The following is a 26,163-nucleotide window of genomic DNA, read 5'->3' as shown; positions in this document are numbered from 1 at the left end:
AGCGGCTATTCCTGTGGATACCAGCGGTCAAGCAAGCTCTGAGAGCGTTGCAGTTCTTTTTGCCAGGTGCCATCAACTACCACGGTCGGCTTGAGCAAAATCACCAGCTCTGTCTTGCGCTTTAACTTACTGCGGTTGGTAAAGGCTTCACCGATAAAGGGTATATCGCCCAGCAGCGGCACCTTGGATACCACTTCGGTATTCTCGCTCTTCATCAGGCCGCCAATCACCACCACATCACCGGAAAGCGCCTTGATGACAGTGTCAGACTCACGGATTTCACTCTGGGCCAAGGGCAGATCCAACGAAGAGTCACTTATCTTGATGCTCTTTTTCTGCTCTTTCACATCTGTTACCGAAGGATGTACATGCAGCAAGACACTGCCGTCTTTGTCTATTTGGGGCGTCACATCCAGAGCGATTCCCGAGAAGAAGGGCGTCAGCTCCACCTCAGGTGATGTCACCGGTGTGGTGCTGGCCACTGTGGTAGAGGAGACATCTGTGACAAAGTATTCGTCACGGCCAACTTTGATCACCGCCTTCTGGTTGTTGGACGCTGTCACCCTGGGGCTGGAGAGCACATCGACATCGCCTTGGGTATCCAGCAGAGTGATCATGGCGGTGAAATCCGTACCCTTGAGTGATAAAGAGGTCACCCCTCCTATGGCCTCGGTGATCTGATCGCCAAACGAGCCCTCGCTGGTGCCAAAATTAACCTTGGTGTTACCGTCGGCCAAAGCGCTGCCAAGCACATCCTGCCACTGGATCCCCTGCTGGTAACCATCGGAGAGGGTCACTTCGAGGATCTTGGCTTCCAGAATAACCTGCCGCTGCAGATGGCTCTCGGCGGTGGAGAGGAAACTGCGGATCTGCCGCAGCTCGTCCGGATTGGCTCTGACGGTTACCAAGCCGGCCTGGGGAGTGACCACTACAGAGCGGCCGTCGCCACTGCTGCCGAGAATCGATTCCAGGGTCTTTTGCAGCTCGCCCCAGAAATCTGTCTTGGTGCGGGAACTGATGAAGGTGCCGTTGGTGTTATTGCTGTTCTGGTCGTTGCCGTTGTTGTTACTACGGTTATTGCTGAAATTGCTGTTATTGCCGTTGTTCAGGCCATTATTGTTGAGGTTGTTATTGCTGTTGTTGTTATTGTTGTTGTCAGAGATCCTTCCCGAACTGACCGAAGTCAGCGACAGACCGATACGCTCCATATAGAGGTAATTGACCGGGAAAGTCTCGGTTCTCAGGCCTGCCGGATAGACCCTCAGGATCCGTCCTTCCCGGCTGATCTCATAGCCGTAAATGTCCTGTACTACCTGCAAGGCTTCACTCAGGGTCACGCCCTTGAGCGATAAAGAGATATTGCCGCTCACTTGTGGGTGCACAGCCACGCTGAAGGGAGTGCCTTCCACCAGACTCGGGAAAAACACCCTGGCATCGACATCATTGGCCGAGACATCAAAACGCCGCTCGGTCTGCATAGGTGCGGCCAGCCCGGCCAGAAGACCATCGGCGTTCAACTCTTGCTGCACACCGGGAGGCAAGCTGGCCGGAGGAGGCACTGCTGCCCTGGCATTTTGCTGCGCCATGGAATCGCGCAGCGCCTCTTTGGAGGCGGCTGGGTTGGGCCTATCCGTGGTTTGACAGGCCGCCAGGCCCAGAGCCAACAACGGCAGCATATAGGCGAGTCTGGTTTTCATTAATGTTTTTCCTTGCGCTCGGTAATCGCTTGAAACAGATAGAGTCGGCGACCATCGGCCAGCAAAACACTGTCCTGATCGATACGGCTTAACACCACCCCTTGAATCCTGTCTCCCTGGCGGTAAATTTGGTTATTAATCACGGCCCGCCTGCCCTGAGGTCCGCTGAGCAGGCTGCTCAGTATCAGGCCCTGCCCTCCCTGCTCCTTGGCTGGCAAATTTACTCCCTGTGCCGGCATGGTAGGGTCCCGCAGGCTGGCTGCTGCCAGACCCTGGCTGCAGAGCATCGCCAATAAGATTAAGCACTTAGCTGGATGATGCCACACTGATAAAGTCCTCATTGATGCTGAGCGTGTATAACTCAAGTTGCACACTGGCCTTGGGATACTCAGACACCCGGTAATCCAGGCGCTTCCAATAGAGCTTGTCCGGCATGTTTTCCACCGCTTGCACAAACTTGAGCACGGCGAAATAGTCGCCTTCAAACTCCAGCACTATGCCGTGACTATAGAGATTCATCTGTTGTTCATCAGCTTTGCCTACCACCAGCAAAGGTGTTGGGGCGACAGACTTGAAGCCGGTCAGCTGTATTCCTTGCACCCGTTCCAGCAAGGCGGTAAGCAATGATGGCATATAGCTGGCGGGCACCATGTCGACCATCTGGCGGTCCAGTTGTTGATCCAACGCGGCGATATCACGATTGACTTGCCCCAAGCGGGCCTTAAGCGGCGTATCAGGGTCTTCCGCCAGGCGTTGGCGATAGAGCTCCAGCTGTTGCTGACTGAGTTTGATGCTACTCTGGCCGGCATGCAGGCGTTGCAGATTGCTCTGGCGCTCCAGCCAGAAAGACTCCAGCGGCAGATACAGCAGAAACAGCAGTAATAACAGGCTGACTCCCGCCACCATGATCCTCTCTCTTTGACTCAAACCATCAAAGGCTTGGCCCAGACGCCGAAGGAAATTCATTTCTTCACCTCCCGGGCTTCACTGGTCAGGACGAAGGCCAGTGGCTGGCCTGGCTCCCGAGCCATGGTCATGGAAGCAAACGAGCGCCCTCTCAGACTCTCGGTTTGTTTGAGCCTGTCTATCCAGCGCGGCAGACTCTGCGGATATTGGCCGAAACCTTCAAACTCCAGCTTGTCTTCTTCAAGTTTGATGCGGCTCAACCACACGCTGCCATCGGACACTTGGGCCAACTCCTGCAGCACAGGCGCAAAGCCCTTGGACGTCATGCGCTCCCGCTGCCCAAGCTCGGTCAGCAGTAAACCCTTGAGCTCTCGCTCCTGAGTACGACGCTCCAGCTCAATGACCAGCTCGGCACTAGGCTGACGCTTGGCCAATTCGGCTTCCAGTTGTTGTTTTTGGCTCTCCAAGGCCTGTCGCTGCGACTCGACCTCAAGCAACTGCCTGGACACTTGCGTTTGCTGCCACCATCCCAAGCCGATAAGTGAGAGTCCCAGTAACAAGAATACGCCAGCAATAACCAGCAAACGAACAAAACTGAGCCTTAGCCTGGGAGGCAAGAGTGAAGACGAATAGAGATTGATCCGGGTCTTGCTCATTTGCTACCCCGCTCCAATTCCAGATAGCTGAGCTCAGCCATTTTCATACCGACATCCATGCCATTAACCGGACGCACCTGCTGGTTAAAGTTACTGGACACAAGTTGCGCCAGGGCATCGGTTTGCCCCTGAACCATGATTTCAATCGAGGCTACCGGCGCTTGTCTGAGCTGGCTTTCAAAAAAGTCCATCGAGCGCTGGATCTCCAGGCTGAGGGTATCGGCAACGCCGAACCCCAAGGATTCGGCATCGGTCTGGTGCAGTTCGGCAAATCCGCGAATGCGCCGCTGCATGTAGAGTTCACCCTCGCGCACCACAGTGAGCAGTAACTCCTGCCCGGGAATTTGGCTGATCACCAGCCTGGCCATAGGGTCTTGGCCAAAGAGGTTAGTGGGCAGTAACTCTTCGATGCTGATCCCCACCAACTCCATACCGGCCTTGTCTATTCCCTGGGCCAAAGCAGATAGGCTGCTGCGGGAGCAAACCACCACATTGAGTTTGTCACTGCTTTTAATTGGTGATTCGAAGTAGTCCAGATGGATATCGGCCGGCGGCGTGCTGACCATGTCCTTGACCGCCCAAACCAGCGCTTGAGCCATCTCATCGGCTTCTACCTTGGGCCGGTCGGCGCTCAGGAGTTGATAATGACCAAAGCCCAACGCCAACTGCAGTTTCGAGGGGCCAAAGTCGGCATAGATAGCGGAAAACAGTGCATTCCAATCATCTTTTTGCAGTGAATAGCTGTGGCAGAGTGCACCTTGGTTGTCACTGCCGGGGCGAAAGACCCAGGCGTGATTGGCCGCGAGGAAGATGCCGGTAGCGACGCCGGATTCGGGCGAGCCAAAGCTAAAAAGACGACTGATGAATGACTTGTTCGTCATAGGTAACCCTGAGTCCCTGTGAAAGTGGTTGGCCTGACCTCGGCCTTAAGGTTAACAAATTGCTGCAACCTTAAAATTTAAGTCAATATTTTGGCGTATCCATTCTAAACACTAATCACTTCATTTTATAGGCAAATATTCTCAAACTGAGAACTGCTCTAAAGATAGGCTCACCCATGCTGATAAACAAGTCGAACGAATACAAGGCTTGTACTCTTGCTCAGGCGCTGGCCGGCATAGGCTCGCTGAACCAGCTACCCTGAGCGGCGCTGACGCCGAGTATTCTCAAAGTCTGCCACTCTTCGAACAGCTCCACGCCTTCGGCACAAACCTGTACTTCGGTGCGGTAGAGTCCACCTATCAGGCTGCGAACAAACAGCTGATTTTCGGGCCGTAAATGGATCTGCCGCACTATGGATCTGTGCAGTTTAATCAGCTCGAACCCCGTGTCCTGAATATACTGGGTGCTGATCACCTGCTGCCCCACATGATCGACACACAGGCGCGCGCCCATTTTGCGGATCATTTGCAGCCTGGAGGCTATCTTCTCCTGATTGGGCGCCGCGATATCTTCACTGACCTCGAAGATCAACCTGCCGGTCAGATCCCGGTATTCCAGCAAGGTAGTACGCAGCCAACGGATAAAGGCGCGACTCATCAGCGAATCCAGACTCAGGTTGATGCTGAAACAAACCTTCTTGTCCGGCTCACTCGGCAGCAACTCAAACAGGACTCTTTCCAGAGTCTGGCGCTCAATTTGCGGCATCAGCCCACATTTAACCGCCATAGGCAGAAACAGTGTCGCCCGCACCAGATTGCCCTCGGGATCTCTGGCCCGGGTGAACACCTCTCTATGGTGCAGTTTGCCGTCACAATCCATCACTGGCTGGGTATAAGCGAGAAAACGCTTGTTGACCAAGGCCATTTCCAGAAAGCTGCGCCAGCGCACAGAGCCCTTGGCAAACTCCTGATCCACCGCACCCTTGTCATACATAAACCAGGTATTGATCCCCTGCAGCTGAGCCGCTCTCAGCGCCATTTCCGCCTCTTCCAGCAACTGTTGCTGACCATCGCCCACCTTGAAGTAAGCGCCGCCGAGATGATAGAAGTTGTCGGCGTTGTCCAGCTTGGGCAACACTTGGCTTTGGCAGACTTTCAGCAGTCGGATCGCCAGTTGATCGGCCTCCGCCAGGGAAATCTGGGTCACCACTATTGCAAACTGGTTATGGGAACGGCGGGCAAAGAAACTGTTGGGCTGAGACTGCAGTATCTGGCTAATGCCGTTGACGTTTTGTCTTAGCAGCTCCAGCGTCAGGCTGTCTCCCAGCTGTTGCTGCAGCAGATCCAGATCCTCCAGCTCCAACAGATAAAGCACCCCATGGGCTATCATGCCCTGTTCATTGCTCAGGGCATCGAGTCGATTCTTGAGAAACAGGCGGTTACCTATGCGGGTGTCGGGATCCAGGAAAGTATTGCTGCGGATAAACTTGTCAAATCTGGCCCGCTCTTTCTGGGCATCGGCCAGCTCTTCCAGCAAGCGACTTAGGGCGCGGTTAATCAATCTGGGTTTACCCTTGCCCGGCATCGCCAGCGCTTTTTCATGCTCACCCAAGAGGATTAAACGGCTGCGCTGTGCCAGCTCTTCAATTCCCTCCAGTTGCCGCGAATACCAGAGATAGCCGAAACGGACAAACGCCAGCACGGCACCCACGCCGACCAGAATGATCAAGACTTCGTACCAACCTGGCCTGTGCTGGGAAAACGGCTGCGGTAGTTCCAGCTCCATGCGGATACCCGGGTTGTTCTTCAGCTGTGACTGATAACGCACCAGGTTTTCTGTGCCGATATTGCCTTTATATTCAAACAATAACTTGTCGTAATGCCAGAGCTTAAAGCTGGCGGCGTTGTAGGCAATCAACATGGGAGGCAGCCAGGACTCCAGCTCCCAATTGCTGCTGGGTTGGTACTGGTTGCTCAGCATGGTTTCCAGCTCCGTGACCTTCTGTTGCTGGAACTTGTAGGTCAGCTGCAGGAAACTCATCATGGCACAGAGCAGAAACACAAACGCCACTGTCGTCAGCGACAAGAGCCAAAAACTGGTGAGTTTTTTTGTGAGAATTCGGGTGAGTTTCATCGAGGGCGATCCTGCCAGTCTTCTTATTCTTCTAAGTGTTGAGCCGCCTCACTGCGGGAACTCAGTCTGTTGATTATTCAGCAGCCATACGCAAAAGGCAACCGACAAGCTGCATAGCACGGCAAATGCCCCGTTTGCCTTGCAGAAACAACAAAGGGGCCAAACAAGGCCCCTTGGGAGTAAAGCTGCTATCAGACTTCCGGGTATTGCGGCAGTGTGTCTATCTGAGCAACCTGAGAGTCTATGGCTGCTTGCGCCACAGCCTTGGCGACTTTGGGCAACAGTCTTGGGTCCATAGGCTTGGGCAGCACATATTGCGGGCCGAAACTCAGCTCGCTGACATTGGGGTAAGCCGCCAACACAGATGCTGGCACAGGCTCCTTGGCCAGTTCAGCAATGGCATAAACCGCGGCTATCTTCATCTCATCATTAATGCGGCTGGCACGCACATCCAAAGCGCCACGGAAAATGAATGGGAAACAGAGCACATTGTTGACCTGGTTGGGATAGTCGCTGCGACCGGTTCCCATGATCAAATCGCTACGTATCTCATGAGCCAGTTCAGGCTTGATCTCGGGATCCGGGTTGGAGCAAGCGAAGATCACCGGCTTCTCAGCCATCATAGCCACTTCCTCGGCGCCGAGAACATCAGGGCCAGACAGTCCCAGGAACACGTCGGCCCCCTTGATCACATCCTGCAGCGTGCGCTTGTCTGTGTTGTTGGCAAACAGTGCCTTGTACTCGTTGAGATCTTCACGACGAGTATGGATTACGCCCTTTCTATCCAGCATGTAGACATTTTCACGCTGTGCTCCACACTTGACCAGCATGCTCATACAGGCGATGGCCGCTGCGCCTGCGCCCATACAGACAAACACAGCCTCTTCCAGTTTCTTGCCCTGGATCTCGAGGGCATTGATCATCCCGGCGGCAGTAACGATTGCCGTGCCGTGCTGGTCGTCGTGAAACACAGGAACCTGGCAGCGCTCGATCAGCTCACGCTCAATTTCAAAGCACTCAGGCGCCTTGATGTCTTCCAGGTTGATACCGCCAAAAGTGTCGGCAATCGCTTCGACTGTATGAATAAACTCTTCAGCTGTGCGGTGTTTTACTTCGATATCTGTGGCGTCGATATTGGCAAAGTGCTTGAACAGCAAAGCCTTTCCTTCCATTACCGGCTTGGATGGCAAGGGGCCTAGGTTACCCAGCCCCAGAATGGCGGTACCGTTGGAAATCACGGCAACCGTGTTGCCCTTGTTGGTGTATCTGTACGCATTGGCAGGATTGGAAGCGATTTCACGTACCGGCTCTGCCACCCCCGGGCTGTACGCCAGCGCCAGATCCATACTGGTCTCGGCGGGCTTGGTCAGCGTCACTGCGGTTTTGCCTGGAACGGGGAACTCATGGTAATCGAGCGCTTTTTGACGGAAATCTGTCATTTTTAAATCCTGAAATGCGGAATGATATTAAGTAAAAACCGTACAAACACAGGTCTGGATCACTGCAGAACTCCCTCTACAGTGACTCAAATCACAAGGCGCTAAAGATACGCGAAAAGGCACTGTTTTAAAACAGTGAGATAGAAATTTTCCGCTTAAGTCAGGCATTTTGCTTCTAAGGGGGATTTTCTAAACTTATCTGTGATGGATGAGTGGCGATCATCTGCCATTTTTTGTAGGAAAAATACAACTTACCCCGCACTATAACGGCTCTTTTGAGCGAGTTCAGCGCTAAAAGGTTGCTAAAATTACCAGATCCGGCCTGAGGTATGCCGACATAGAAGTTATTATCCAGAATAAGCCACAAATACTGTCCCTTTCTTTCAAAATCTGTCACCACACCTCTGACCAGCCGATACTGATTTAAATCCTGCTGGCCGATAGCCGAAACCGCCTTGGGGGCATAGTCATCAAACACCCACAAACCTGTACTCTGAGTTCGTGCTTGCTGCTCCAACTTGGCAAAGCATTCCCAAAACGGATGTTCCTGATAGACCCTGGCCATGGCAAAACCCTGTTGCAGCAGCTCCTGCTGCAACAATAAACCATCCGGAGTAAAGACATAGGCCAGAGTGCGACCATAGGGATCCAGCTTGGTTGGGCCAAACATCAGCGCCAGCTCGTCCCCCGCTTTGAGCTTAGAGGCGACAAAGGCCCTGGCCTCCAGACTGTAGCGCTGGGAGAGACTGGGATACTGATGATCTATCTCGGGGGCATTGACACCTATCAAGCGTATCAGGCGGCCATCTTTGAGTGTGAGGGTATCGCCATCATTGATATAGGCGAGTGTAACCTTTTCGCTGGCAGTATAGGGAATACACAGATTGCCGCTTGTGCTGGCCTGCGCCAATCCCAAAGACAGCAAACTGCCCAGCAGCAACAGACATATAATCATGCATGAATGACGCCCAAAGCCAGATCCTGAGCTAGTACTGTGCCATTGAAATATCATGGCGCCTCCCTTGGCTGTAATTGCCTCTTGGCTGAGTGGAATCACGGTCAAAATCCTTTTTTAACTCTTAATGCTGCCCCCTAGCCCCGGGTCAAGGTGATATCCGAAACATAACCGTGGGCACAACTTTGCAAGGCCTGACTGAGCATGGCTGCGGCTTCATCGGCCGTCATAAAGCTCGACGTATCCACCAATTTACCGCTGCTGGGCCAGAACCCGGTTGCCATTCCACCGGGGTAGACAGCTATCAGTTTTATCTTGCTGCCCTTGAGTTCCAAGCGTAAGGACTCCAGCATGCCTCTGACGGCCCATTTTACCGCGCAGTAACTGCTCTCTCCGGCCTTGGGTTGCAGCGCCGCGGTAGACATGACAATCACCAGTGTCATGGACTCTTGCCGCCAACGGGCCAACATGGCTCTGAGCAGCAACAGAGTGGACAGCAGATTATTGTCGATAAGGGTCTTTATCTCGACTGGTGACTGAGTTTCCAGGTTACCGAAGCGGCCACTGCCGGCACAGTGCAGCAGCATTTCGGGGGCCTCGCCCAAAGTATCGAGCAGAGCCTCAATCGCTTGCGGATTGGTTAAATCTGTGGCTTGGCAACTGACACCGGGCAACTCTGCCGCCAGTTGTTGCAGCCTCTGTTCGCTGCGGCCGGTTAACAACAAGGACCAACCTTCAGCATGATAACGCCTCGCCAGCGCTGCCCCCAAGCCACTGCTGGCCCCGGTGATCAATTTCATTTGCTTTGTTCTCCGACTTCAGATGGGGACTGTGGCAGAGGCCGATAGGTTTGGCTTTGCCAGTCAAATTGATAGGTTTTGCCCTGCCATTGATACAAGGTGCGATTACCTTGTTGTATCACCCTGGCGTTGGCCGGTAGGCTGGCACGACTCCCTGTATCGGCCAAGGTTTCAAAGTGAGTCGTTACTCGCTGCGGTGGCGCCACCACCACAGGCTCCGGCTTGGGTTGCCTGCGATATACATAGGGGCGCTGCCAGCGATCTCTGTACCAAGGATCATCCCACTGCCAACGATTCCACGGGTCGTAGCGCCAGGGCGATAGCCAGGGATTGTTAACGCCCCAATACAGGCCCCAATGACTTCGTGAGCCATGATTATGGTGGCGATTATAATCTTCTCTATGAATATCACCCTGATAGTGGCGCTCGGCATGGGAGTTATCCCTGGCAGCAGCCACCAGTGGCAAACTCATCAGTATCAGACTCAGGAAAAATGCTCGTTTCATATAGCCTCCAGGCTTCAAGGCCCGCAGCTTTCATGCTACTACGGCTGGCGCCCGGATTCATCAGTGAATCGCAGGAGAGATAAAGATGACTCAGCGTGCATTCAGCCAAGGGGCGCCTGTTTGTCTCTGCTCCCCCATGCGACAGCAGTTAACCGCTGCCGGGATTAATGCTATAGTGCGCGCCATTAATGCATTCGGCAGCGAGGCTATTTCCACATGAGTTTTAAGGATTTACGCAGTTTTATCGATCACCTCGAGAGTCAGGGTGAACTCAAGCGTATCAGCTATCCGGTTGATCCTTATCTTGAAATGACCGAAATAGCCGATCGGGTGCTGCGTGCCGGTGGCCCGGCCCTGCTGTTTGAAAATCCCAAGGGCAAACAGATGCCCGTGCTGGTGAATCTCTTCGGTACTCCGAAGCGAGTCGCCATGGCGCTGGGCAAGGATGATCCCATGGCACTGCGTGACGTGGGCGAATTGCTGGCGTTTCTCAAGGAGCCCGAGCCACCCAGGGGCTTCAAGGATGCCATTGCCAAGATCCCCATGTTCAAACAAGCGCTGAACATGCCGCCCAAGACAGTGCGTAACGCCCCTTGCCAGGAGGTGGTGTTGCAAGGCGATCAGGTCGACCTGACCGCACTGCCCATTCAGCACTGCTGGCCCGGCGATGTTGCACCGCTGGTAACCTGGGGTTTGACCATCACCAAAGGGCCGAGACAGAAACGCCAGAATCTGGGGATCTACCGCCAGCAACTGCTGGGCAAAAACAAGCTGATCATGCGCTGGCTGTCACACAGAGGCGGGGCATTGGACTTTGCCGACTTCAAGCAGCAGCACCCAGGTGAAAAATATCCTGTGGTAGTGGCTCTGGGCAGCGACCCTGTCACTATTCTCGGCGCCGTCACTCCAGTGCCCGATGCCATGAGTGAATATGCTTTTGCCGGACTGCTGCGCGGTGAGCGCACCGAAGTGGTCAAGGCCTTGAGTTGCGATCTGGAAGTGCCTGCCACTAGTGAGATCATTCTCGAAGGTTATATCGATCCCGAAGAGATGGCGGTGGAAGGCCCCTACGGTGACCACACAGGTTATTACAATGAAACCGACAGTTTCCCTGTGTTTACCGTGACCCATATCAGTCACAGAAAAGACGCCATCTACCACAGCACCTACACGGGAAGACCACCGGATGAACCGGCCATGCTCGGGGTTGCCCTCAATGAGGTCTTCGTTCCTATCCTGCGCAAGCAGTATCCGGAAATCGTCGACTTTTACCTGCCACCGGAGGGTTGTTCTTACCGGATGGCGGTGATCTCCATCCGCAAACAATATCCCGGCCATGCCAAGCGGGTGATGATGGGAGCCTGGTCTTTCCTGCGTCAGTTTATGTATACCAAGTTTATTGTCATAGTCGACGAAGACGTGAATTGCCGCGACTGGCAGGACGTTATCTGGGCCATAACCACCCGGATGGATCCCAGCCGCGACACTGTGATGATAGACAACACACCCATTGACTATCTGGATTTCGCGTCCCCCGTGGCGGGACTGGGATCCAAGATGGGCCTGGATGCCACCAATAAGTGGGAAGGTGAAACCAACCGCGAATGGGGCACCCCAATAGTGATGGACCAAGAGGTTAAACAGCGAGTGGACGAGATTTGGGAGCAGTTGGGCATAGAAGACCAAGCTACCCTATAATCCGCAATAACTGCTTTAGCCATTATTAAAATAAGCCTTCAACAGAGAGGTAAAAAGGAAGTTCGATGAATAGCATCCGCTGTAAGATAGAGAAAGTTGCCCCATTCAATGACGCTGTGTACCAAGTATTGCTGCGCCCCGAAAAACCGCTGGAGTTCAAGGCCGGTCAATACCTGTGTGTGGTAATGGGTGAGAAAGACAAGCGTCCCTTCTCCATAGCTTCGGCTCCCGGCAGCGAACTCATAGAACTTCACATAGGCGCAGCCGTCAGCGAGAGCTATCCCATGCAAGTGGTCGAGCGGCTGAGAAACAACAGCCATATCGATATCGAAGCTCCGGGCGGCGAAGCCTTCCTCAGACACCAGAGTATCAGGCCCAGACTGCTGGTTGCCGGTGGTACAGGCTTCTCCTATATCAAGAGCCTGGTAGAGCAGCAAATCGCCCTGGGGCAAAAGGTTGAAACCCTGCTCTATTGGGGCTGCCGCAATCCTGAAGCCATGTACTACGAAGCCATCGCCAGAGAGTGGCATCAAGCGCACCCTTGGTTGCACTTCGTGCCGGTAGTAGAACAGGCCGAGGCCGACTGGCAAGGGAAACAGGCCAATCTGCTGGCGCAGATACGCTCGGACTTTGTCAGCCTGGTGGGCTATGACATCTATATTGCCGGTCGTTTCGACATGGTCGGTGCCGCGCGGGAGCTGTTCCGCGAGATGGGACTGGATGAAGCCCACCTCTACGGCGATGCCTTCGCCTTTATCAAATAACTGTCTTCATCATTATCCAATAATGGCCGCTGCCAGCGGCCGCTATTTTTTGCCACCATTAATGTGTGTCAGCTCTCATCCACCGGGGTGCACAGTCCCAGCGCTCTGACATAGAATAAACAGATACACAGAAACCCCGGACACAATGGAGTTCCCATGAGTCATCCTCAAGTCACATCACTGAAACTGAAGCGTAAATCCAAACTGCTCGAGATAGGCTTCGATGATGGCAGTCAGTATCAGCTGAGCTGCGAATTTCTGCGGGTTCACTCTCCATCGGCCGAAGTACACGGCCATGGCAACCCCAAGCTGGTGACTCACAAAAAAGAGGTCAACATCAGCGCCATTGAGCCGGTCGGCAATTATGCGGTGAAGCTGGTCTTCGACGACGGCCATGATACCGGCCTCTATTCCTGGCAGATACTGCACCAGCTCTGCACCCAACACACCGAACTCTGGGAACAATATCTGGCTAGGCTGCGTGCCGAAAAGGGCAGTCGTGAAGCCCTGATCAGCATGAATATCAAATATAACTGAGGAAGGTGCGAACAAATTCCACGAGGACTTATTCGTACCTTTGCTAGCGGATCAGCGAGCCCAAAGGCAGCCCGCTGAGCGCCCTGGCATCCTGCTTGGAAAACCAGGTGTCGGGTAATGTCACCTGCTGCCACAGCTCCCGGCACAGCGATTGGCTGTCCTGCCAATTGCCGGCCAACAGCCAAGGCACCAGCAGATCGCCCACATCCGGGTAGTTAATCGGCTCAGGGCTACCCCGTTTGAGCCAACGTTTCACCGTTTGCGGCTCCAGCGTCATCATGCTGTCGGCCGCTGCCAGCAGCTCCAGCGCGGCCACATTCGACAGCTGTTCAAACTGCCCAAGCAAGGGTTTAACCAAGAGCTTTTTACCCAGGGTCAGGGCTTCACTGGCCAGTTCAAATCCGGCATTGGCTATCACCCCACCGCAACTGGCGAGATCGGCCTTGAAGCCTTCACGATCAAAACCATGCCACAGAATATGCTCAGATAAAGCAACTGGCGCCGCCTGGCTGTGATACACCATAAAACGGTAGTCATGGAAAGGGTGCAACAATTCGGCAATAGCTTGTGGGCTCTCAAACGGCAGATACACCAAAATATCGTGCAAATGTTCCACGGCGCAGCGGCTGACATCGACAAAGGGCGGCAATATTGGGTAGCCAAAGTGATGCCAGTGACACCCCAATGCCTGATCCACGGGAGCAAAGTTTTCCAGCAACCAGTCGTTGAACCAGGAGTTTCCTACTTTGGGCACAGGGTATTTGAGGGAAGCCTGATGACTAATGCCTATGCTGGGCACCCCCTGACGCCTGGCGGCCCAGGCCGAAACTGGCTCAAAGTCATTGAGCAAGAGATCATAGCCACTGAGATCCAACTCGCGAATGTCCCGCCAAAGCTCAATGGCGGAATTGTGCATCAGTGTCTTGGGGATGCTAACCCGTCCCTTTTGAGTCACAAAGGTCAGCCCGGCACAGACCCGGTAATCGCCGAAGGCCTGCATATCAAAAAACTGCTCCGGCTTGCGACCACTGAAGAAATAATCAACCTGAATATCGTGCTTTGCCAAGGCTTTGGCTACTACTCTGGCGCGACTCAAATGGCCATTCCCTGTGCCCTGAACGCCGTAAAGTATCCGCATTGATAGTCCTTATATCCAAACTACTGCTATGAGAGTGGCACTGCTGCCCAAAAGGGCACCGGCCAAGATATCGAGAGGGTAGTGAACACCGAGAAACACCCTGGAAACCCCAACCAGGCCAGCCCAGATAAATGCCGGCACTGCCAGCTGCGGGTAAATTTGCCATACCGCACTGGCGAACACGAAGGCACCCGCCGTATGGCCGGACGGCAGACTGAATTTGTCAGAGGGCTCAAAGCTGGCCCTGAAGCCCACCAGAACCTGATGACATGGGCGTTTACGTCGAATGGCATTTTTGAGTAACAGGTACAAAGGCAATTCCACTGCATACGCCAACAGCAACAAAGCGAAGAAGCGCTGTCCATCCTGCTCCAGCAACATAAGCAGCGCCAGACACAGGTAGAGCGGACCATTACCCGATGCAGAAAACTTGAGGGCGCTGGCTTCCAGATCATGCTTGCGGCCAAATTGTGTCAGCGCGCGAAAGGTTCGAAGATCGAGTTCAGCAAGGTAGGTAAACATGGCTGAGGCTCCTTCTGTGGACAGTAAGGAGCCGGGTCAAGGGCTCCGTTCTGTGTAGCAGTAAAGAGCCTAGTCAAGGGGTGTGACGGACAGGTGACACCTGCCCTAAGCTTTTATGACATCAGGCAGTGACAGTAGCCCGGCCACGATAGATTTTGATCAAATGATAGATGTTGATACAAGCCACAAAGGCGTTCATCCCCGCTACCGGCCAGGCAGAAATAGCTGCACCGTAAATCACAAACAGGGTACAACCGGTAAAGTTGATCCAACGCAGCCAGATAATGTCCTTCATCATCAGTGAAATGGCCACCATGATGGAGGCAAAATAGCCAACGATTTCAACTGTGTTAAGAGCTTCCATAAGGCACCTCATTAAGGCCCTCTGCCGTCCATAAGCCTGACGGGGGATCCATGCCCCTAAAGCAGGTTAAAGTTAAGTAAGTTTGAATGGTGCCAATGCTAACAAAAGTCACAACAGAGTTGTAATAAAAATACGTTATTTAATGAGCTGCATCAAAAAACGCTGCATATATAGACAGGAGTTACGAAATATTACCACGCAAATGTTAACGGAGAGAAAATCCAGCAATACCGTGATTGATAACACTTTTCTTTTCAAGAATCCCTTATATACTGGCACTTAGTGCGTTATCCCGCGGTCTTGTCAGACCCTGCGGTTCAACAGGAGTGTAAATATGGAATACAACACCTCAGAACTTTGTGACATGTACCTGGATGTTGTCGATGTCGTCGAGCCCATGTTCAGCAACTACGGTGGCTGTAGTTCATTTGGCGGCTCCATTAGCACCATCAAATGTTTCGAAGACAACGGCCTCATTCTCGATGTATTGCAGGACGATGGCGAAGGAAAGGTTCTGCTGGTAGACGGTGGTGGTTCTCTGCGCCGGGCGCTGATCGATGCCTCGATTGCCGAGGTTGCGGTCAACAACAACTGGGAAGGCATTATCGTTTACGGTAGCGTGCGCGATGTCGATGCCCTCGAAGAGCTGGATATAGGTATCCAGGCTTTGGCCTCCATTCCTGTTGGTGCCGATGGCAATGCCATTGGTGAAGTGGACATTCCGGTGAACTTCGGTGGCGTCACCTTCCTGCCTGGCGATCATATCTATGCCGATAACACTGGGGTGATTCTTTCTCCCGAGCCTTTGGATATCGACTGATAACGACCTCTGCACAAAAGCCGGCCTCTGCCGGCTTTTTTGTTGCCTTTTGCTCAGCCTCGGCCAGAATAGAGGCTATTCTTGCCCCGTCAGAGAAAGGGATATTCTATGGAACTGCCGCTCTCCCCCATCACGCAAGCCAAGCTGGCTCAATCTTTCAGCCCCAGAGAAGGTGAAACCCGTCTGGGTCAGAAAGTGCGCCTGCTGCCAGGCGCGGCAAGCTATATGGATGCACTGACCCAGGCCAAAGCCGCAGGCGCCCGTTTTGCCATTATCGGAATCAAGGAGGACCTTGGGCCCAGGGCTAATCTAGGGCAAGGCGGTGCCAACCAGGCCTTTGCCGCCATGTTGCCGGCGCTGCTTAATCTGCAGTCCAACCGCTTTTTAAGTGGTGAAGAATGCCTGCTGCTGGGGGAAATCACCCCGGTTGCCAATGCTGCCAATGATTGTCAGCAACTCAGACAAGAGGTGGAGTCTCTGGATCAGCAGGTCATCGAAGCCCTGACTCCGGTTTTTGCCGCCGGGCTTGAGCCCATCGTCATCGGCGGTGGCCACAACAACGCCTTTGGCTTACTCAGCGCCGCCCGGGCGGCATTATCCAAGCCGCTGGCGGCGGTCAATCTGGATCCTCATTCAGACTTCAGGTTGCGTGAAGGCCGCCACAGTGGCAATGGTTTCAGTTATGCCGCGGCCAACGGCGCCCTGGGGCATTATCACGTGCTCGGGCTGCATGAACTGAAAAACAGTGAAGCCAATCTGGAACAACTTACGGCATTTGGAGGCAGTTGGCACAGCCTGCAGCAGATTTGGGTACGTCGCGAGCTGAGTTTAGAACAGGCACTGAGCGACATTGCCCGCCAGCTGCGTCATACAGGTCTACCGGTCGCCATAGAGCTGGATCTGGATGCCATAACCCAGATGCCATCCAGTGCCTCAACCGTTGCCGGTATTCCGTTGTTGGATGCGGCACATTACGTCAGCCATATGGCGCGCCACACCCCAAGTGTTTATCTGCATCTGGCCGAAGGCGCCCCGGCATGCCACGACGCAGGTTTAGCCGCCGGCTACAAGGCCGTAGGTCAGTGCCTTGCCGAACTGATTTACGCCTATCTACAGGCCAAACAGGTCTGAACACTGCCACACTCTTTTCGCTTTAGCACCGCCAAGCTTGCCCGTGCCCAAATAGGCAGGACGGCTCAGCTAGGTTCAGCCGCAATAGGGAATGCTATGGCGGCTGGGGCTATTCACCCCCGGCGGATATTGTGGTCTAATGCGCAGTCTGGCCTGGGGGCCAACAGCATTTTTTACTGCGGCGATCACAGCTTGGCCGCGCAAAGATTCAGCAAGCTGTACCAATAGCTTACACTCGCTGCAATACGAGCTAGTCATAGGAATACACTGATGTCTGAAGACTCACCAAAGAGTACACATTTCGGGTATAAAACTGTCGAAGCCGATAAGAAGGCCGACCTGGTAGCCGGAGTCTTCCATTCCGTTGCCACTAAATACGACATCATGAACGATGTTGCTTCTTTTGGTATCCATAGATTCTGGAAACGCTTCACCATTGAGTGCGCCGGTGCCCGTCCGGGAATGAAGGTATTGGATCTGGCCGGTGGTACCGGTGATTTGACCGCCAAGTTCTCTCACCTGGTGGGTGACAAGGGTCAGGTTATCCTGGCGGATATCAATGATTCCATGCTCAAAGTCGGTCGCAGCAAGCTGCGCGACAAGGGCATAGTGGGCAACGTCAGTTATGTACAGGCCAACGCCGAAGCACTGCCCTTCCCTGACAATCACTTCGATATCATCACCATCGCCTTCGGCCTGCGTAATGTGACCGACAAAGACGCGGCGCTGCGCTCCATGCAACGTGTGCTCAAGCCAGGCGGTAAGTTGTTGGTATTGGAGTTTTCCAAGCCACAGCATGAGATCATGCGTAAGGCCTACGATCTGTATTCGTTCAAGATCCTGCCCAAGATGGGTCAGCTGGTTGCCAAAGATGCCGACAGCTACGAATACCTGGCCGAGTCCATCCGTATGCACCCGGATCAGGAAACCCTGAAACAGATGATGCAGGATGCCGGCCTGGAGCAGGTGGATTACATCAATATGACCGACGGCGTAGTGGCTCTGCACCGAGGCTATAAGTTCTGAGATGAATGAGCTGAGCCTGACATCCCAGTGGCGGCTGCTGTGCTGCGCCGCTCTGGAGATGGCGCTAGAGAAAGTCACCGACCAAGCCGAGGGCGAATATGCCCGGTTGAAATCGCTGCACGGTAAAGTCCTGTGTCTGCAACTCAGTCAACTGAACTGGCCGCTTTATTTAGTGTTTGCCAAGAAAATTCAGGTGCTTTCCAGCTATGAAGGTGAGGCAGCGGTTACCGTCAAGGCCGATGCCACCACCCTCTACCGCCTGGGCGAAGGCGAAAGCCTCACCGAGCTTATCAAACAAGATAAGCTGGTAATCGAAGGGGAACTCGCCTTGCTGCAAACATTCAGCCATTTTCTGCAGCAGGTCAGCTTCGACTTTGCCGAGCCTTTGTCCCGGTATCTGGGCGATGCCCCGACTCATATATTGTTAAGTGGTCTGCAGCGAGCCAAGGCAGATTTAAGCCGGGTTTTTAACAAGACCCAATCCCATCTGGCGCAATTAACCACCGAAGAGTACAGATTAGCCCCTCATCGGCTTGAATTTATTCACCATTGCGACAAAATTGACGAGCTTGCGGCCGCCACGGACGCTCTGGAACAACGACTCGCCAATTTGAAGGACAAGAAAAGCCCATGAGTTTCGCCAGTATCAAGAGAGGATATCAGGTTATCAGCATTGCCCTGCATTATGGTTTGGACGAGCTGTTGCCGAAAAAGTTGACCCCTTGGTACTTCAAACTCTGGCGCCGTAGTCTGTTCTGGCTGCGAAACAAACATAAATCCAAGGCCGGTGGTGAACGGCTGAAACTGGCCATGCAAGAGTTGGGGCCGGTTTATATCAAGTTCGGCCAGATGCTCTCCACCCGTCGCGATCTGCTCAGCGATGACTGGGCCCATGAATTGGCCATGTTGCAGGACAGAGTCCCACCATTTGACTCCAAGCTGGCGCGGGAAGCCATTGAAGCCGAACTCAAGGCCCCCATAGAAACCCTGTTTGACGACTTTGACGATACCCCGCTGGCCTCGGCATCAATTTCTCAAGTGCACACGGCAACGCTCAAGTCCAACGGCAAGCCTGTGGTTCTCAAGGTATTACGCCCCAATGTAGAGCAAAACATTCTCGCCGACTTGCAGCTGATGAGCCAGAGTGCCAATCTGCTGGAAACCATTCTCGGCCCGGATAATCGCCTGCGCCCGGCCGAAGTGGTGGAAGACTACCGCACTACCATTCTGGGAGAGCTCAACCTTAAACTGGAAGCGCTCAACACGGTCAAGCTGCGCAACAATTTTATCGACTCCAACGCTCTCTATATTCCCTATGTTTATGAGGAACTGTGCTATCCAAGGCTGATGGTGATGGAGCGCATCGAGGGGATCCCGGTTTCGGACGTTGCCGCGCTCAAGGCCCAGGGTACCAACCTCAAGCTACTGGCCGAGCGTGGGGTGGAACTCTTTTTTACCCAGGTATTTCGCGACAACTTTTTCCACGCCGACATGCACCCGGGCAACATCTTTATTTCCCTCGAGCACCCGGAAGACCCTTTCTATATTGGTCTGGACTGCGGCATCATGGGAACGCTCAACGACACGGATAAACGCTATCTGGCGGAAAACTTCCTTGCCTTCTTCAATCGTGATTACCGCCGTATCGCCCAGCTGTATGTGGAATCCGGTTGGGTTTCGGCCGATACCGACATTCAGGCCTTCGAGCAAGCAGTCAAAGTGGTGTGTGAACCTATGTTCAACAAGCCGCTGGATGAGATCTCCTTCGGCCATGTGCTGCTGGAACTGTTCCGTACCGCTCGCCGCTTCCACATAGTGGTACAACCACAGTTGGTCTTGCTGGAAAAGACCTTGCTCTATATCGAAGGCTTGGGACGTCAGCTCTATCCTCAGTTGGATCTGTGGCAAACGGCCAAGCCTTTCCTCGAACAGTGGATGGCCGAACAGGTCGGTCCAAAGGCAATGTTCAAAAAAGTGCAAACACAATTGCCCTTCTGGTCTGATAAACTTCCAGAGTTTCCGGAGCTGATATATGACAATCTGAAGCTGGGGCGAAATCTCCTTGGAGCTCAACAGCAGATGTTGGACAAATATCTGAAGCACCAGCAGAAAGCGCACAAGAGCAATTATTTGTTAATCACATCCGCAATTTTGTTGATCTGTGGCACGATTTCACTCAGTCAGGACGCTACACTGTGGCCTTCCTATGTCAGTATGGGAGCCGGAGCAATCCTGTGGTTTATTGGATGGCGATCCAGGCCCAAAATTAAGAAATTTTAATTAGTACATTTTAATTAAAGGTTCATAATTGAACCAAGATTATCTAAGAGGAAACCTTCATGGGTGGTATCAGTATTTGGCAACTTCTCATCATCGCGTTAATTGTAGTGCTGCTGTTCGGCACCAAGAAGCTGCGTTCACTGGGCGGCGACCTCGGCGGAGCAGTCAAGGGATTCAAGAACGCCATGTCCAGTGACGATGACAAGAAGGCCATTGAGGACACTTCTGCACAGAACACTCAGGCAGACCCCAAAGCACAGGCGGCTGATAAGAAGCCAGAGTCCAAGGACAAAGAACAGGCGTAATTCCCTATGTTCGATGGTATCGGCTTTATGGAGCTGCTGCTCATCGGGGTATTGGGGCTGGTCGTTCTCGGCCCCGAACGTCTCCCGGTAGCGGTACGTTCAATTACCGGTTGGATCCGTGCCATGAAACGCATGGCCAATTCGGTCAAAGATGAACTTGAGCAGGAGCTCAAGATCGAGCAGTTACATGCAGACCTGAAGAAGGCCGAGAGCAAGGGCCTCAGCAATCTGTCTCCCGAACTGCAGGAGTCTATCGACCAACTGAGAGAGGCGGCCCAATCGGTCAACCGTCCCTATCAGGTTGAAGACAGCAAATCTCCAGCCCAGGAAGCACCCAAGGCAGAAGCCGCTGTCGAGGAGAAGACACCTGCCACCGAGACGGCTCCCAAGCCGACAGGTACTGACACTAAATAATGGGTAAAGCATGTCGCAACAGCAGCCATTAATCAGCCACTTGCTGGAACTGCGCACTAAACTGCTCAGAGCTATAGCAAGTGTGCTCATCGTGTTTATCGCCCTGGTTTACTGGGCAAACGACATCTATCACTACATGGCGATCCCATTGATGCAGTCACTGCCGGATACCGGCAGCATGATTGCAACGGATGTGGCCGCACCGTTTTTCGCTCCCTTTAAACTGACGCTGGTACTGTCTTTTTTCATTGCTGTGCCCTATGTGCTGTATCAGATCTGGTCCTTTGTTGCGCCTGGACTGTATAAACATGAAAAACGTCTGGTAGTCCCGCTATTGTTCAGCAGTACTCTGCTGTTTTATTTGGGGATCGCCTTTGCCTACTACGTGGTGTTCCCGGTTGTATTCGGCTTCTTTACCAGTGTGGCTCCGGAAGGAGTTCAGGTTGCTACCGATATCAGCAGTTATTTGAGCTTTATTCTGAAGCTGTTCTTTGCCTTTGGTTTGGCATTCGAGATCCCGGTCGCCGTGATTTTGCTGTGCTGGGCCGGTGTCACCACTCCGGAAGACCTAAGAGCCAAACGCCCCTATATCGTTGTCGGCGCTTTTGTGGTGGGCATGTTACTGACACCTCCGGATGTTATTTCTCAGACTATGCTGGCCGTGCCAATGCTGTTATTGTTTGAGGGCGGACTCTTGGCTGCCCGTTTTTACAGCAAGGCTTCGGATGAATCAGACGAGGACGAGACCGAAGAAAAGCAAGCGTAATCAGCGGGCAGCAAGGGTAAAAACAAGAATAAAAGAAGGATGATATTCATGCGTTTAACCTGGATTGCTGCCTCTACTGCTGCACTGCTTTGTTTTCAGGCTCAGGCCGGAATAGAACAGCAATTGGCTCAGTGTGCCTCCCTATCTGACAAGCTTGACCGGCTCATCTGTTACGATGAGCTGGCTGCCAAAGTCACCCATGCAAAAGTCACCCCTACAGAGGCTGCAGTGGTTGCCACTGCGCCTGTGGCCAAGAGTGTCCAGGCCGATCCTGTGGCCGACTTCGGTGCCGACAACCTGGAATCCACTATCCAGGCCAGCAAGAAAAACGAAGTTGCGAAGATTTTCCTGACCATCAGCGAGGTCGGTAAAGACCCCTATGGTGCCCTCAAGATCAGCTTCAGTAACGGTCAGGTTTGGAAACAGACCGACAGCCGCAATTTCCGCTTGGAATCCGGGCAGAAAGTTTATATCGAAAAAGCCGCCTTAGGCTCATTCCTGTTGGGAACTGAAGGGCGCAACAGCACTATCAGGGTCAAGCGTCTGCAGTGAATCAATACCTGGATATCGCTGTCAATCTGATTGGCAGCCACCTGGAACAAGATCTCAATCGAGTTATCAATGAAGCGGCGGACCAGGGTGTCTCGCCGCTTATCCTTATTGGCAGCCATCTGGATGAAAGCCGAAGTTGCATCCAGGTTTGCCGACAATACCCCAAAAAAATCTACACCACAGCTGGTGTCCACCCCCATCATGCCAGCCAGTGGCAGACGGAGAGCGCCACCGAACTGAGGCAACTGGCCAGGCAACCTGGAGTCGTTGCCATAGGGGAATGCGGCCTGGACTACAACAGGGACTTTTCGCCGCGCCGGCAGCAGCGCCAGGCTTTTGAGGCCCAGTTGACACTGGCGGCAGAACGGCAATACCCGGTACTGATGCACCAGCGCGATGCCCATGATGACTTTTTGGCTATTTTGGATGACTATCTGGAAGCACTACCGGCGGCGCTACTGCACTGCTTTACCGACGGCCCCAAACAGGCCGAGGACTATATTGCCAGAGATCTTTACCTGGGCGTGACAGGTTGGGTTTGTGATGAACGCCGGGGGCAGGACTTGGTAAACGCCCTGCCCTTGATCCCGGATAACAGATTATTGCTGGAAACCGACAGTCCCTATCTACTGCCACGCAGCATGAGACCCAAGCCCAAATCCGGCCGCAATGAGCCCAAATATCTGCCTTATATCGCCCAGGCTGTCGCCGACATCCGCGGTCAGTCGCTGGACAGTCTGGCACGCCAGTGCTATAGCAACAGCTTGCGTTTCTTTAAGCTGGAGAGCACCCATGGCTAATGCTTACTCTGTACTGCTGCTCTTCTGTAGCTTGCTATCTCTGGCGGTTAACGCCGAGCCCAGCGTCGAAGTTTCAGCCTCAAAGGGGCTGGATTCGGACTTGCGCCCCAGTGCCCGAGTAACAGAGCAAGGCCCAGATAGTCGCCTCAGCCAGGTGCTCAACCTGCCGGATTCAGCCTGGCACCCAGCGAATGACTACAGCTTTGTCGACATGGGAACCGATGGCCTCTGGTTCAACTTTAGCCTCTACGCCGATGAACCCGGCAGTTTCAACAGAATATTGGCCTTCAATAACCCCAGTATGGACAGGCTGGAGGTTTACCACTACGTCAATGGTCGTCTCAAACGTCAGTTGACTCTGGGAGATACCCAACCCTTTGGCCACAGAAGCATATTGAGTACCGACTTCCTCTACGCCTTTGACATCAGGCAGCAGGAACAGCACCAATTTTGGTTGAAGCTGACCACGGCCGGCAGCAGCTATCTGCCTATTCACCTTTGGGAGCCATACGCGCTACTGCAAAGCCATGAAACCCGCAATATGCTCAATGGCATACAGTTAGGCGCCCTGGCCGCTATAGGCTTGTTTGCACTGTTCATTGCAGTGACTACCCGCTCCTTCAGTTACAGCTATTACGCCGGTTATGTGCTCACAATGACCCTATTGGTTGCCTGCATCAATGGCACGGCATTTCGCTACCTATGGCCCAATGTGCCACAGTTGCAACAGTATGTGATCCCTTTGTTGGTTCCCCTGGTTATCGCCTTTGGGATCCTCTTTACCGAGAAGGTATTACAGCTCAAATATCACAGCATTCGCATGTTGAGGGCCTGTCGCTACACGGCGGCCTGCGCCATACTGCTGATGTTCGCGACTGTGCTTATCGATTATGCACTCGCCATCTATATTGAGATAATCTCAGTGATGTCAGTGAGTTTGATGTTGCTGATTTTCAGTATCCTGCAAGCGGTGCGTGGCAATAAACTCGCCAAGCTCTACACCGTCTCCTGGAGTGGAATGACGCTGGGGATCTTCGTCTCCTGTCTCATGTATCTGGGTCTTATCAAACTGCCCTTGATGCCACAAACGCCAGTGTTGTTGGGGCTCACTTTCGAAGTGGTGTTTATGGCAGCAGTGCTGGCAATACGCTACAACGATGAGCGCAAGGCCAAGCAAAGAATTCAGCAGGAAGCCCTAAAACAGGCAGAGCGGATCCGCGAAGCCAGGGAAGAAACCCTGAGGATGGAAGCCGAGAGCAACGAAAAACTGGAGCGTATGGTGCAAGAGCGTACTCTGGAGCTGGAAATCGCGCTCAGAGAGCTGAACGAAGCCAACCAGAAGCTCACCGAGCAGGCCACAATAGACAGCCTTACCGGAGTTAAAAATCGTTCCACCTTCGACAAGCGTCTGCAGGCCGAAGGGCGGATCAGCCGCCGGCAACAGACGCCGCTGGCACTGCTGATGCTGGACATAGACAGGTTCAAGACCATTAACGACAAACATGGTCATCTGGCCGGCGATCAAACCCTTAAGAGTATTGCCGATACCCTCAAGAATATCCTCAGGCGTCCAAGTGATCTGGTATCACGTTTTGGCGGTGAGGAGTTTGCTATTATATTGCCCAATACTGATACTAGCGGGGCCTTGAGAGTGGCAGAACAGATACGTCACGCCATCTCGGCCTTGGATGTCAGTTGGGATAAACAGACTATCCCTCTGACGGCAAGTATCGGCGTCAGCGTCGCCATCATAGAGTCGGACATGCACATCACCCAGTTGCTGGAGCAAGCCGACAAGGCGCTGTATCGTGCCAAGAATTCAGGCAGGGATCGGGTCTACGCCTTCGATCCCGAGCAAGATACTCTTTCAGATCCAGCCAGGAGCCCAAAGTGAACATAATTACCAGTGCCTACCCACAGCGTCGTATGCGCCGTATGCGCAAGCATGAGTTCAGCCGCCGCCTGATGGCTGAAAACCAGTTGACGGTCAATGATCTCATCTACCCCATGTTTGTGCTCGAAGGCAACAAACGTACCGAGTCGGTGGCCTCTATGCCAGGCGTTGAGCGTTACAGCATAGATCTGCTGCTCAAGGAAGCCGAAGAGCTGGTAGAGCTGGGGATCCCCTTGATTGCCCTATTCCCCGTCACGCCGGCGGAGAAAAAGTCCCTGATGGCCGAAGAAGCCTACAATCCCGATGGTTTAGTGCAAAGAGCCGTTCGTGAGCTCAAGGCAGAGTTCCCTCAGCTGGGCGTGATGACAGATGTCGCGCTGGACCCCTACACCACTCATGGACAGGACGGCATCATCGATGAGACAGGTTATATTATCAATGACGTCACCACTGAAATTCTGGTGAAGCAGGCGTTGTCCCACGCAGCTGCCGGTGCCGATATGGTGGCTCCTTCAGACATGATGGATGGTCGCATCGGCGCCATACGTCAGGCACTCGAAGCCGCCGGCCATGTCAACACCCAGATCATGGCCTACAGCGCCAAGTATTCTTCTAACTATTATGGCCCCTTCCGCGATGCGGTCGGCTCTGCCGGCAACCTCAAAGGCGGCAACAAACACAGTTATCAAATGGATCCGGCCAACTCGGACGAAGCATTGCATGAAGTCGCCCTGGATATCCAGGAAGGTGCCGATATGGTAATGGTGAAGCCAGGCATGCCTTATCTGGATATAGTGCGCAGAGTCAAAACCGAACTGGGTGTGCCGACTTTTGCCTATCAGGTCAGCGGTGAATACGCCATGCATATGGCAGCAATTCAAAACGGCTGGCTGGCAGAAAAAGCCATAGTGATGGAATCCCTGCTGTGCTTCAAACGCGCAGGCGCCGATGGCATTCTCACTTACTTTGCCAAGCAGGCCGCCCAATGGCTAAAAGACGCCAAGTAAATTGAACTCCAAAGCCGCCTTCAAGGCGGCTTTTTTGTATTTGTCCCATTCCCGGCATGAGTTAATTCCCCCGCTGACTCCCCTGTTGGTTCAGATCAAAATTATTTAGTGATCTTGCTAACATACATAGTGTTTGTCTCTTTGCCATATCCCTCACCAATGGTTGAATCA

At 53.4% G+C, this 26,163-nt stretch carries 29 protein-coding genes; 16 read left to right on the top strand and 13 right to left on the bottom strand.

The annotated features are described in order from the left end of the window. Positions 1-5: 5 nt before the first annotated feature. From mshL to HCX89_RS20040, 10 genes are all read right to left on the bottom strand, one after another. Positions 6-1,697: a pilus (MSHA type) biogenesis protein MshL gene (gene mshL, locus HCX89_RS20085; RefSeq protein ID WP_096141129.1), complete on the bottom strand. Its 1,692-nt coding sequence runs from the start codon at positions 1,695-1,697 to the stop codon at positions 6-8. Continuing rightward, complete coding sequence (locus tag HCX89_RS22945; protein ID WP_223828866.1) at positions 1,697-1,915, bottom strand: general secretion pathway protein GspB; 219 nt, start codon at positions 1,913-1,915, stop codon at positions 1,697-1,699. The genes mshL and HCX89_RS22945 overlap by 1 nt, the downstream gene beginning before the upstream one ends. A gap of 88 nt (positions 1,916-2,003) precedes the next feature. Continuing rightward, positions 2,004-2,663 carry an MSHA biogenesis protein MshJ gene (locus HCX89_RS20075; protein ID WP_025011840.1) on the bottom strand — a complete coding sequence of 220 codons (660 nt, stop codon included), beginning with the start codon at positions 2,661-2,663 and terminating at the stop codon, positions 2,004-2,006. Then, the gene (locus HCX89_RS20070) at positions 2,660-3,259 is read right to left on the bottom strand and encodes a PilN domain-containing protein (RefSeq protein ID WP_054744487.1); all 600 of its coding nucleotides are present in this window, start codon (positions 3,257-3,259) and stop codon (positions 2,660-2,662) included. The genes HCX89_RS20075 and HCX89_RS20070 overlap by 4 nt, the downstream gene beginning before the upstream one ends. Beyond that, complete coding sequence (locus HCX89_RS20065; RefSeq protein ID WP_107005202.1) at positions 3,256-4,140, bottom strand: MSHA biogenesis protein MshI; 885 nt, start codon at positions 4,138-4,140, stop codon at positions 3,256-3,258. The genes HCX89_RS20070 and HCX89_RS20065 overlap by 4 nt, the downstream gene beginning before the upstream one ends. Before the next feature lie 220 nt (positions 4,141-4,360). Continuing rightward, positions 4,361-6,274, bottom strand: coding sequence for an RNase E specificity factor CsrD (gene csrD / locus HCX89_RS20060; RefSeq protein WP_044735305.1), 1,914 nt, complete (start codon positions 6,272-6,274; stop codon positions 4,361-4,363). Between the two features lie 191 nt (positions 6,275-6,465). After that, positions 6,466-7,713 (bottom strand): malic enzyme-like NAD(P)-binding protein, encoded by a 1,248-nt coding sequence (locus HCX89_RS20055; RefSeq protein WP_025011583.1) that lies wholly within the window; start codon positions 7,711-7,713, stop codon positions 6,466-6,468. Positions 7,714-7,888: 175 nt separating this feature from the next. After that, entirely contained in the window at positions 7,889-8,668 is a 780-nt protein-coding gene (locus tag HCX89_RS20050) for a thermonuclease family protein (protein ID WP_243887760.1), read from the bottom strand. A 137-nt stretch (positions 8,669-8,805) separates the two neighbouring features. Then, the gene (locus HCX89_RS20045; RefSeq protein ID WP_144220639.1) at positions 8,806-9,468 is read right to left on the bottom strand and encodes an SDR family NAD(P)-dependent oxidoreductase; all 663 of its coding nucleotides are present in this window, start codon (positions 9,466-9,468) and stop codon (positions 8,806-8,808) included. Further along, a complete protein-coding gene (locus HCX89_RS20040; RefSeq protein WP_167717165.1) occupies positions 9,465-9,974 on the bottom strand; it encodes a hypothetical protein in 510 nt (169 codons plus the stop codon). Before HCX89_RS20040 ends, HCX89_RS20045 begins: the two co-directional genes overlap by 4 nt. A gap of 85 nt (positions 9,975-10,059) precedes the next feature. Here HCX89_RS20040 and HCX89_RS23035 point away from each other — a divergent pair, with 85 nt between their 5' ends. From HCX89_RS23035 to HCX89_RS20025, 4 genes are all read left to right on the top strand, one after another. Continuing rightward, entirely contained in the window at positions 10,060-10,194 is a 135-nt protein-coding gene (locus HCX89_RS23035) for a hypothetical protein (protein ID WP_256873028.1), read from the top strand. Beyond that, the gene (gene ubiD, locus HCX89_RS20035) at positions 10,191-11,672 is read left to right on the top strand and encodes a 4-hydroxy-3-polyprenylbenzoate decarboxylase (RefSeq protein ID WP_054744491.1); all 1,482 of its coding nucleotides are present in this window, start codon (positions 10,191-10,193) and stop codon (positions 11,670-11,672) included. Before HCX89_RS23035 ends, ubiD begins: the two co-directional genes overlap by 4 nt. A 65-nt stretch (positions 11,673-11,737) precedes the next feature. Then, positions 11,738-12,436, top strand: a complete 699-nt coding sequence (gene fre, locus HCX89_RS20030; protein ID WP_025011578.1) for an NAD(P)H-flavin reductase — start codon at positions 11,738-11,740, stop codon at positions 12,434-12,436. 156 nt (positions 12,437-12,592) lie between these two features. Next, positions 12,593-12,973: a gamma-butyrobetaine hydroxylase-like domain-containing protein gene (locus tag HCX89_RS20025; protein WP_025011577.1), complete on the top strand. Its 381-nt coding sequence runs from the start codon at positions 12,593-12,595 to the stop codon at positions 12,971-12,973. A 43-nt stretch (positions 12,974-13,016) separates the two neighbouring features. On the opposite strand, the gene HCX89_RS20020 is transcribed toward HCX89_RS20025, so the two are convergent. The 3 genes from HCX89_RS20020 to HCX89_RS20010 form a co-directional block, all read right to left on the bottom strand. Next, on the bottom strand, positions 13,017-14,111 hold the full coding sequence (locus HCX89_RS20020; RefSeq protein ID WP_167717163.1) for an MJ1255/VC2487 family glycosyltransferase: 1,095 nt from the start codon (positions 14,109-14,111) through the stop codon (positions 13,017-13,019). Positions 14,112-14,120: 9 nt separating this feature from the next. Further along, complete coding sequence (locus tag HCX89_RS20015) at positions 14,121-14,633, bottom strand: phosphatase PAP2 family protein (protein WP_025888251.1); 513 nt, start codon at positions 14,631-14,633, stop codon at positions 14,121-14,123. A gap of 121 nt (positions 14,634-14,754) precedes the next feature. After that, positions 14,755-14,997: a YgjV family protein gene (locus tag HCX89_RS20010; RefSeq protein WP_028781361.1), complete on the bottom strand. Its 243-nt coding sequence runs from the start codon at positions 14,995-14,997 to the stop codon at positions 14,755-14,757. Between the two features lie 334 nt (positions 14,998-15,331). Between HCX89_RS20010 and rraA the strand changes: the two genes are divergently transcribed. The 12 genes from rraA (at position 15,332) to hemB (ending at position 25,992) form a co-directional block, all read left to right on the top strand. Then, a complete protein-coding gene (rraA, locus tag HCX89_RS20005) occupies positions 15,332-15,817 on the top strand; it encodes a ribonuclease E activity regulator RraA (RefSeq protein ID WP_025011574.1) in 486 nt (161 codons plus the stop codon). A gap of 108 nt (positions 15,818-15,925) precedes the next feature. Continuing rightward, on the top strand, positions 15,926-16,948 hold the full coding sequence (locus HCX89_RS20000; RefSeq protein WP_025888250.1) for a formimidoylglutamase: 1,023 nt from the start codon (positions 15,926-15,928) through the stop codon (positions 16,946-16,948). A 270-nt stretch (positions 16,949-17,218) separates the two neighbouring features. Continuing rightward, positions 17,219-17,974, top strand: a complete 756-nt coding sequence (gene ubiE / locus HCX89_RS19995; RefSeq protein WP_025011572.1) for a bifunctional demethylmenaquinone methyltransferase/2-methoxy-6-polyprenyl-1,4-benzoquinol methylase UbiE — start codon at positions 17,219-17,221, stop codon at positions 17,972-17,974. Position 17,975: 1 nt separating this feature from the next. After that, positions 17,976-18,608 (top strand): SCP2 domain-containing protein, encoded by a 633-nt coding sequence (locus tag HCX89_RS19990; RefSeq protein ID WP_144224403.1) that lies wholly within the window; start codon positions 17,976-17,978, stop codon positions 18,606-18,608. Then, the gene (ubiB, locus tag HCX89_RS19985; RefSeq protein WP_144224405.1) at positions 18,605-20,254 is read left to right on the top strand and encodes a ubiquinone biosynthesis regulatory protein kinase UbiB; all 1,650 of its coding nucleotides are present in this window, start codon (positions 18,605-18,607) and stop codon (positions 20,252-20,254) included. The genes HCX89_RS19990 and ubiB overlap by 4 nt, the downstream gene beginning before the upstream one ends. A gap of 59 nt (positions 20,255-20,313) precedes the next feature. Continuing rightward, positions 20,314-20,559, top strand: a complete 246-nt coding sequence (gene tatA, locus HCX89_RS19980; RefSeq protein WP_028781364.1) for a Sec-independent protein translocase subunit TatA — start codon at positions 20,314-20,316, stop codon at positions 20,557-20,559. Between the two features lie 6 nt (positions 20,560-20,565). Next, positions 20,566-20,973, top strand: coding sequence for a Sec-independent protein translocase protein TatB (tatB, locus tag HCX89_RS19975; RefSeq protein ID WP_028781365.1), 408 nt, complete (start codon positions 20,566-20,568; stop codon positions 20,971-20,973). 10 nt (positions 20,974-20,983) lie between these two features. After that, positions 20,984-21,739 carry a twin-arginine translocase subunit TatC gene (tatC, locus tag HCX89_RS19970; RefSeq protein WP_025011570.1) on the top strand — a complete coding sequence of 252 codons (756 nt, stop codon included), beginning with the start codon at positions 20,984-20,986 and terminating at the stop codon, positions 21,737-21,739. A gap of 48 nt (positions 21,740-21,787) precedes the next feature. Continuing rightward, positions 21,788-22,291 carry a hypothetical protein gene (locus tag HCX89_RS19965; RefSeq protein ID WP_167717161.1) on the top strand — a complete coding sequence of 168 codons (504 nt, stop codon included), beginning with the start codon at positions 21,788-21,790 and terminating at the stop codon, positions 22,289-22,291. Next, positions 22,288-23,091 (top strand): TatD family hydrolase, encoded by an 804-nt coding sequence (locus HCX89_RS19960; protein WP_144224409.1) that lies wholly within the window; start codon positions 22,288-22,290, stop codon positions 23,089-23,091. Before HCX89_RS19965 ends, HCX89_RS19960 begins: the two co-directional genes overlap by 4 nt. Further along, positions 23,084-24,985, top strand: a complete 1,902-nt coding sequence (locus HCX89_RS19955; RefSeq protein ID WP_025888242.1) for a diguanylate cyclase — start codon at positions 23,084-23,086, stop codon at positions 24,983-24,985. The genes HCX89_RS19960 and HCX89_RS19955 overlap by 8 nt, the downstream gene beginning before the upstream one ends. Further along, complete coding sequence (gene hemB / locus HCX89_RS19950; protein WP_025011566.1) at positions 24,982-25,992, top strand: porphobilinogen synthase; 1,011 nt, start codon at positions 24,982-24,984, stop codon at positions 25,990-25,992. The genes HCX89_RS19955 and hemB overlap by 4 nt, the downstream gene beginning before the upstream one ends. The last annotated feature ends 171 nt before the right edge of the window (positions 25,993-26,163 follow it).

It is taken from the genome of Shewanella sp. Iso12 (assembly GCF_012030025.1).
Classification (GTDB): Bacteria; Pseudomonadota; Gammaproteobacteria; order Enterobacterales; family Shewanellaceae; genus Shewanella; species Shewanella algae.
Note: the sequence above shows the minus strand (reverse complement) of the source record. Positions and strands in the feature narration are given on the sequence as shown.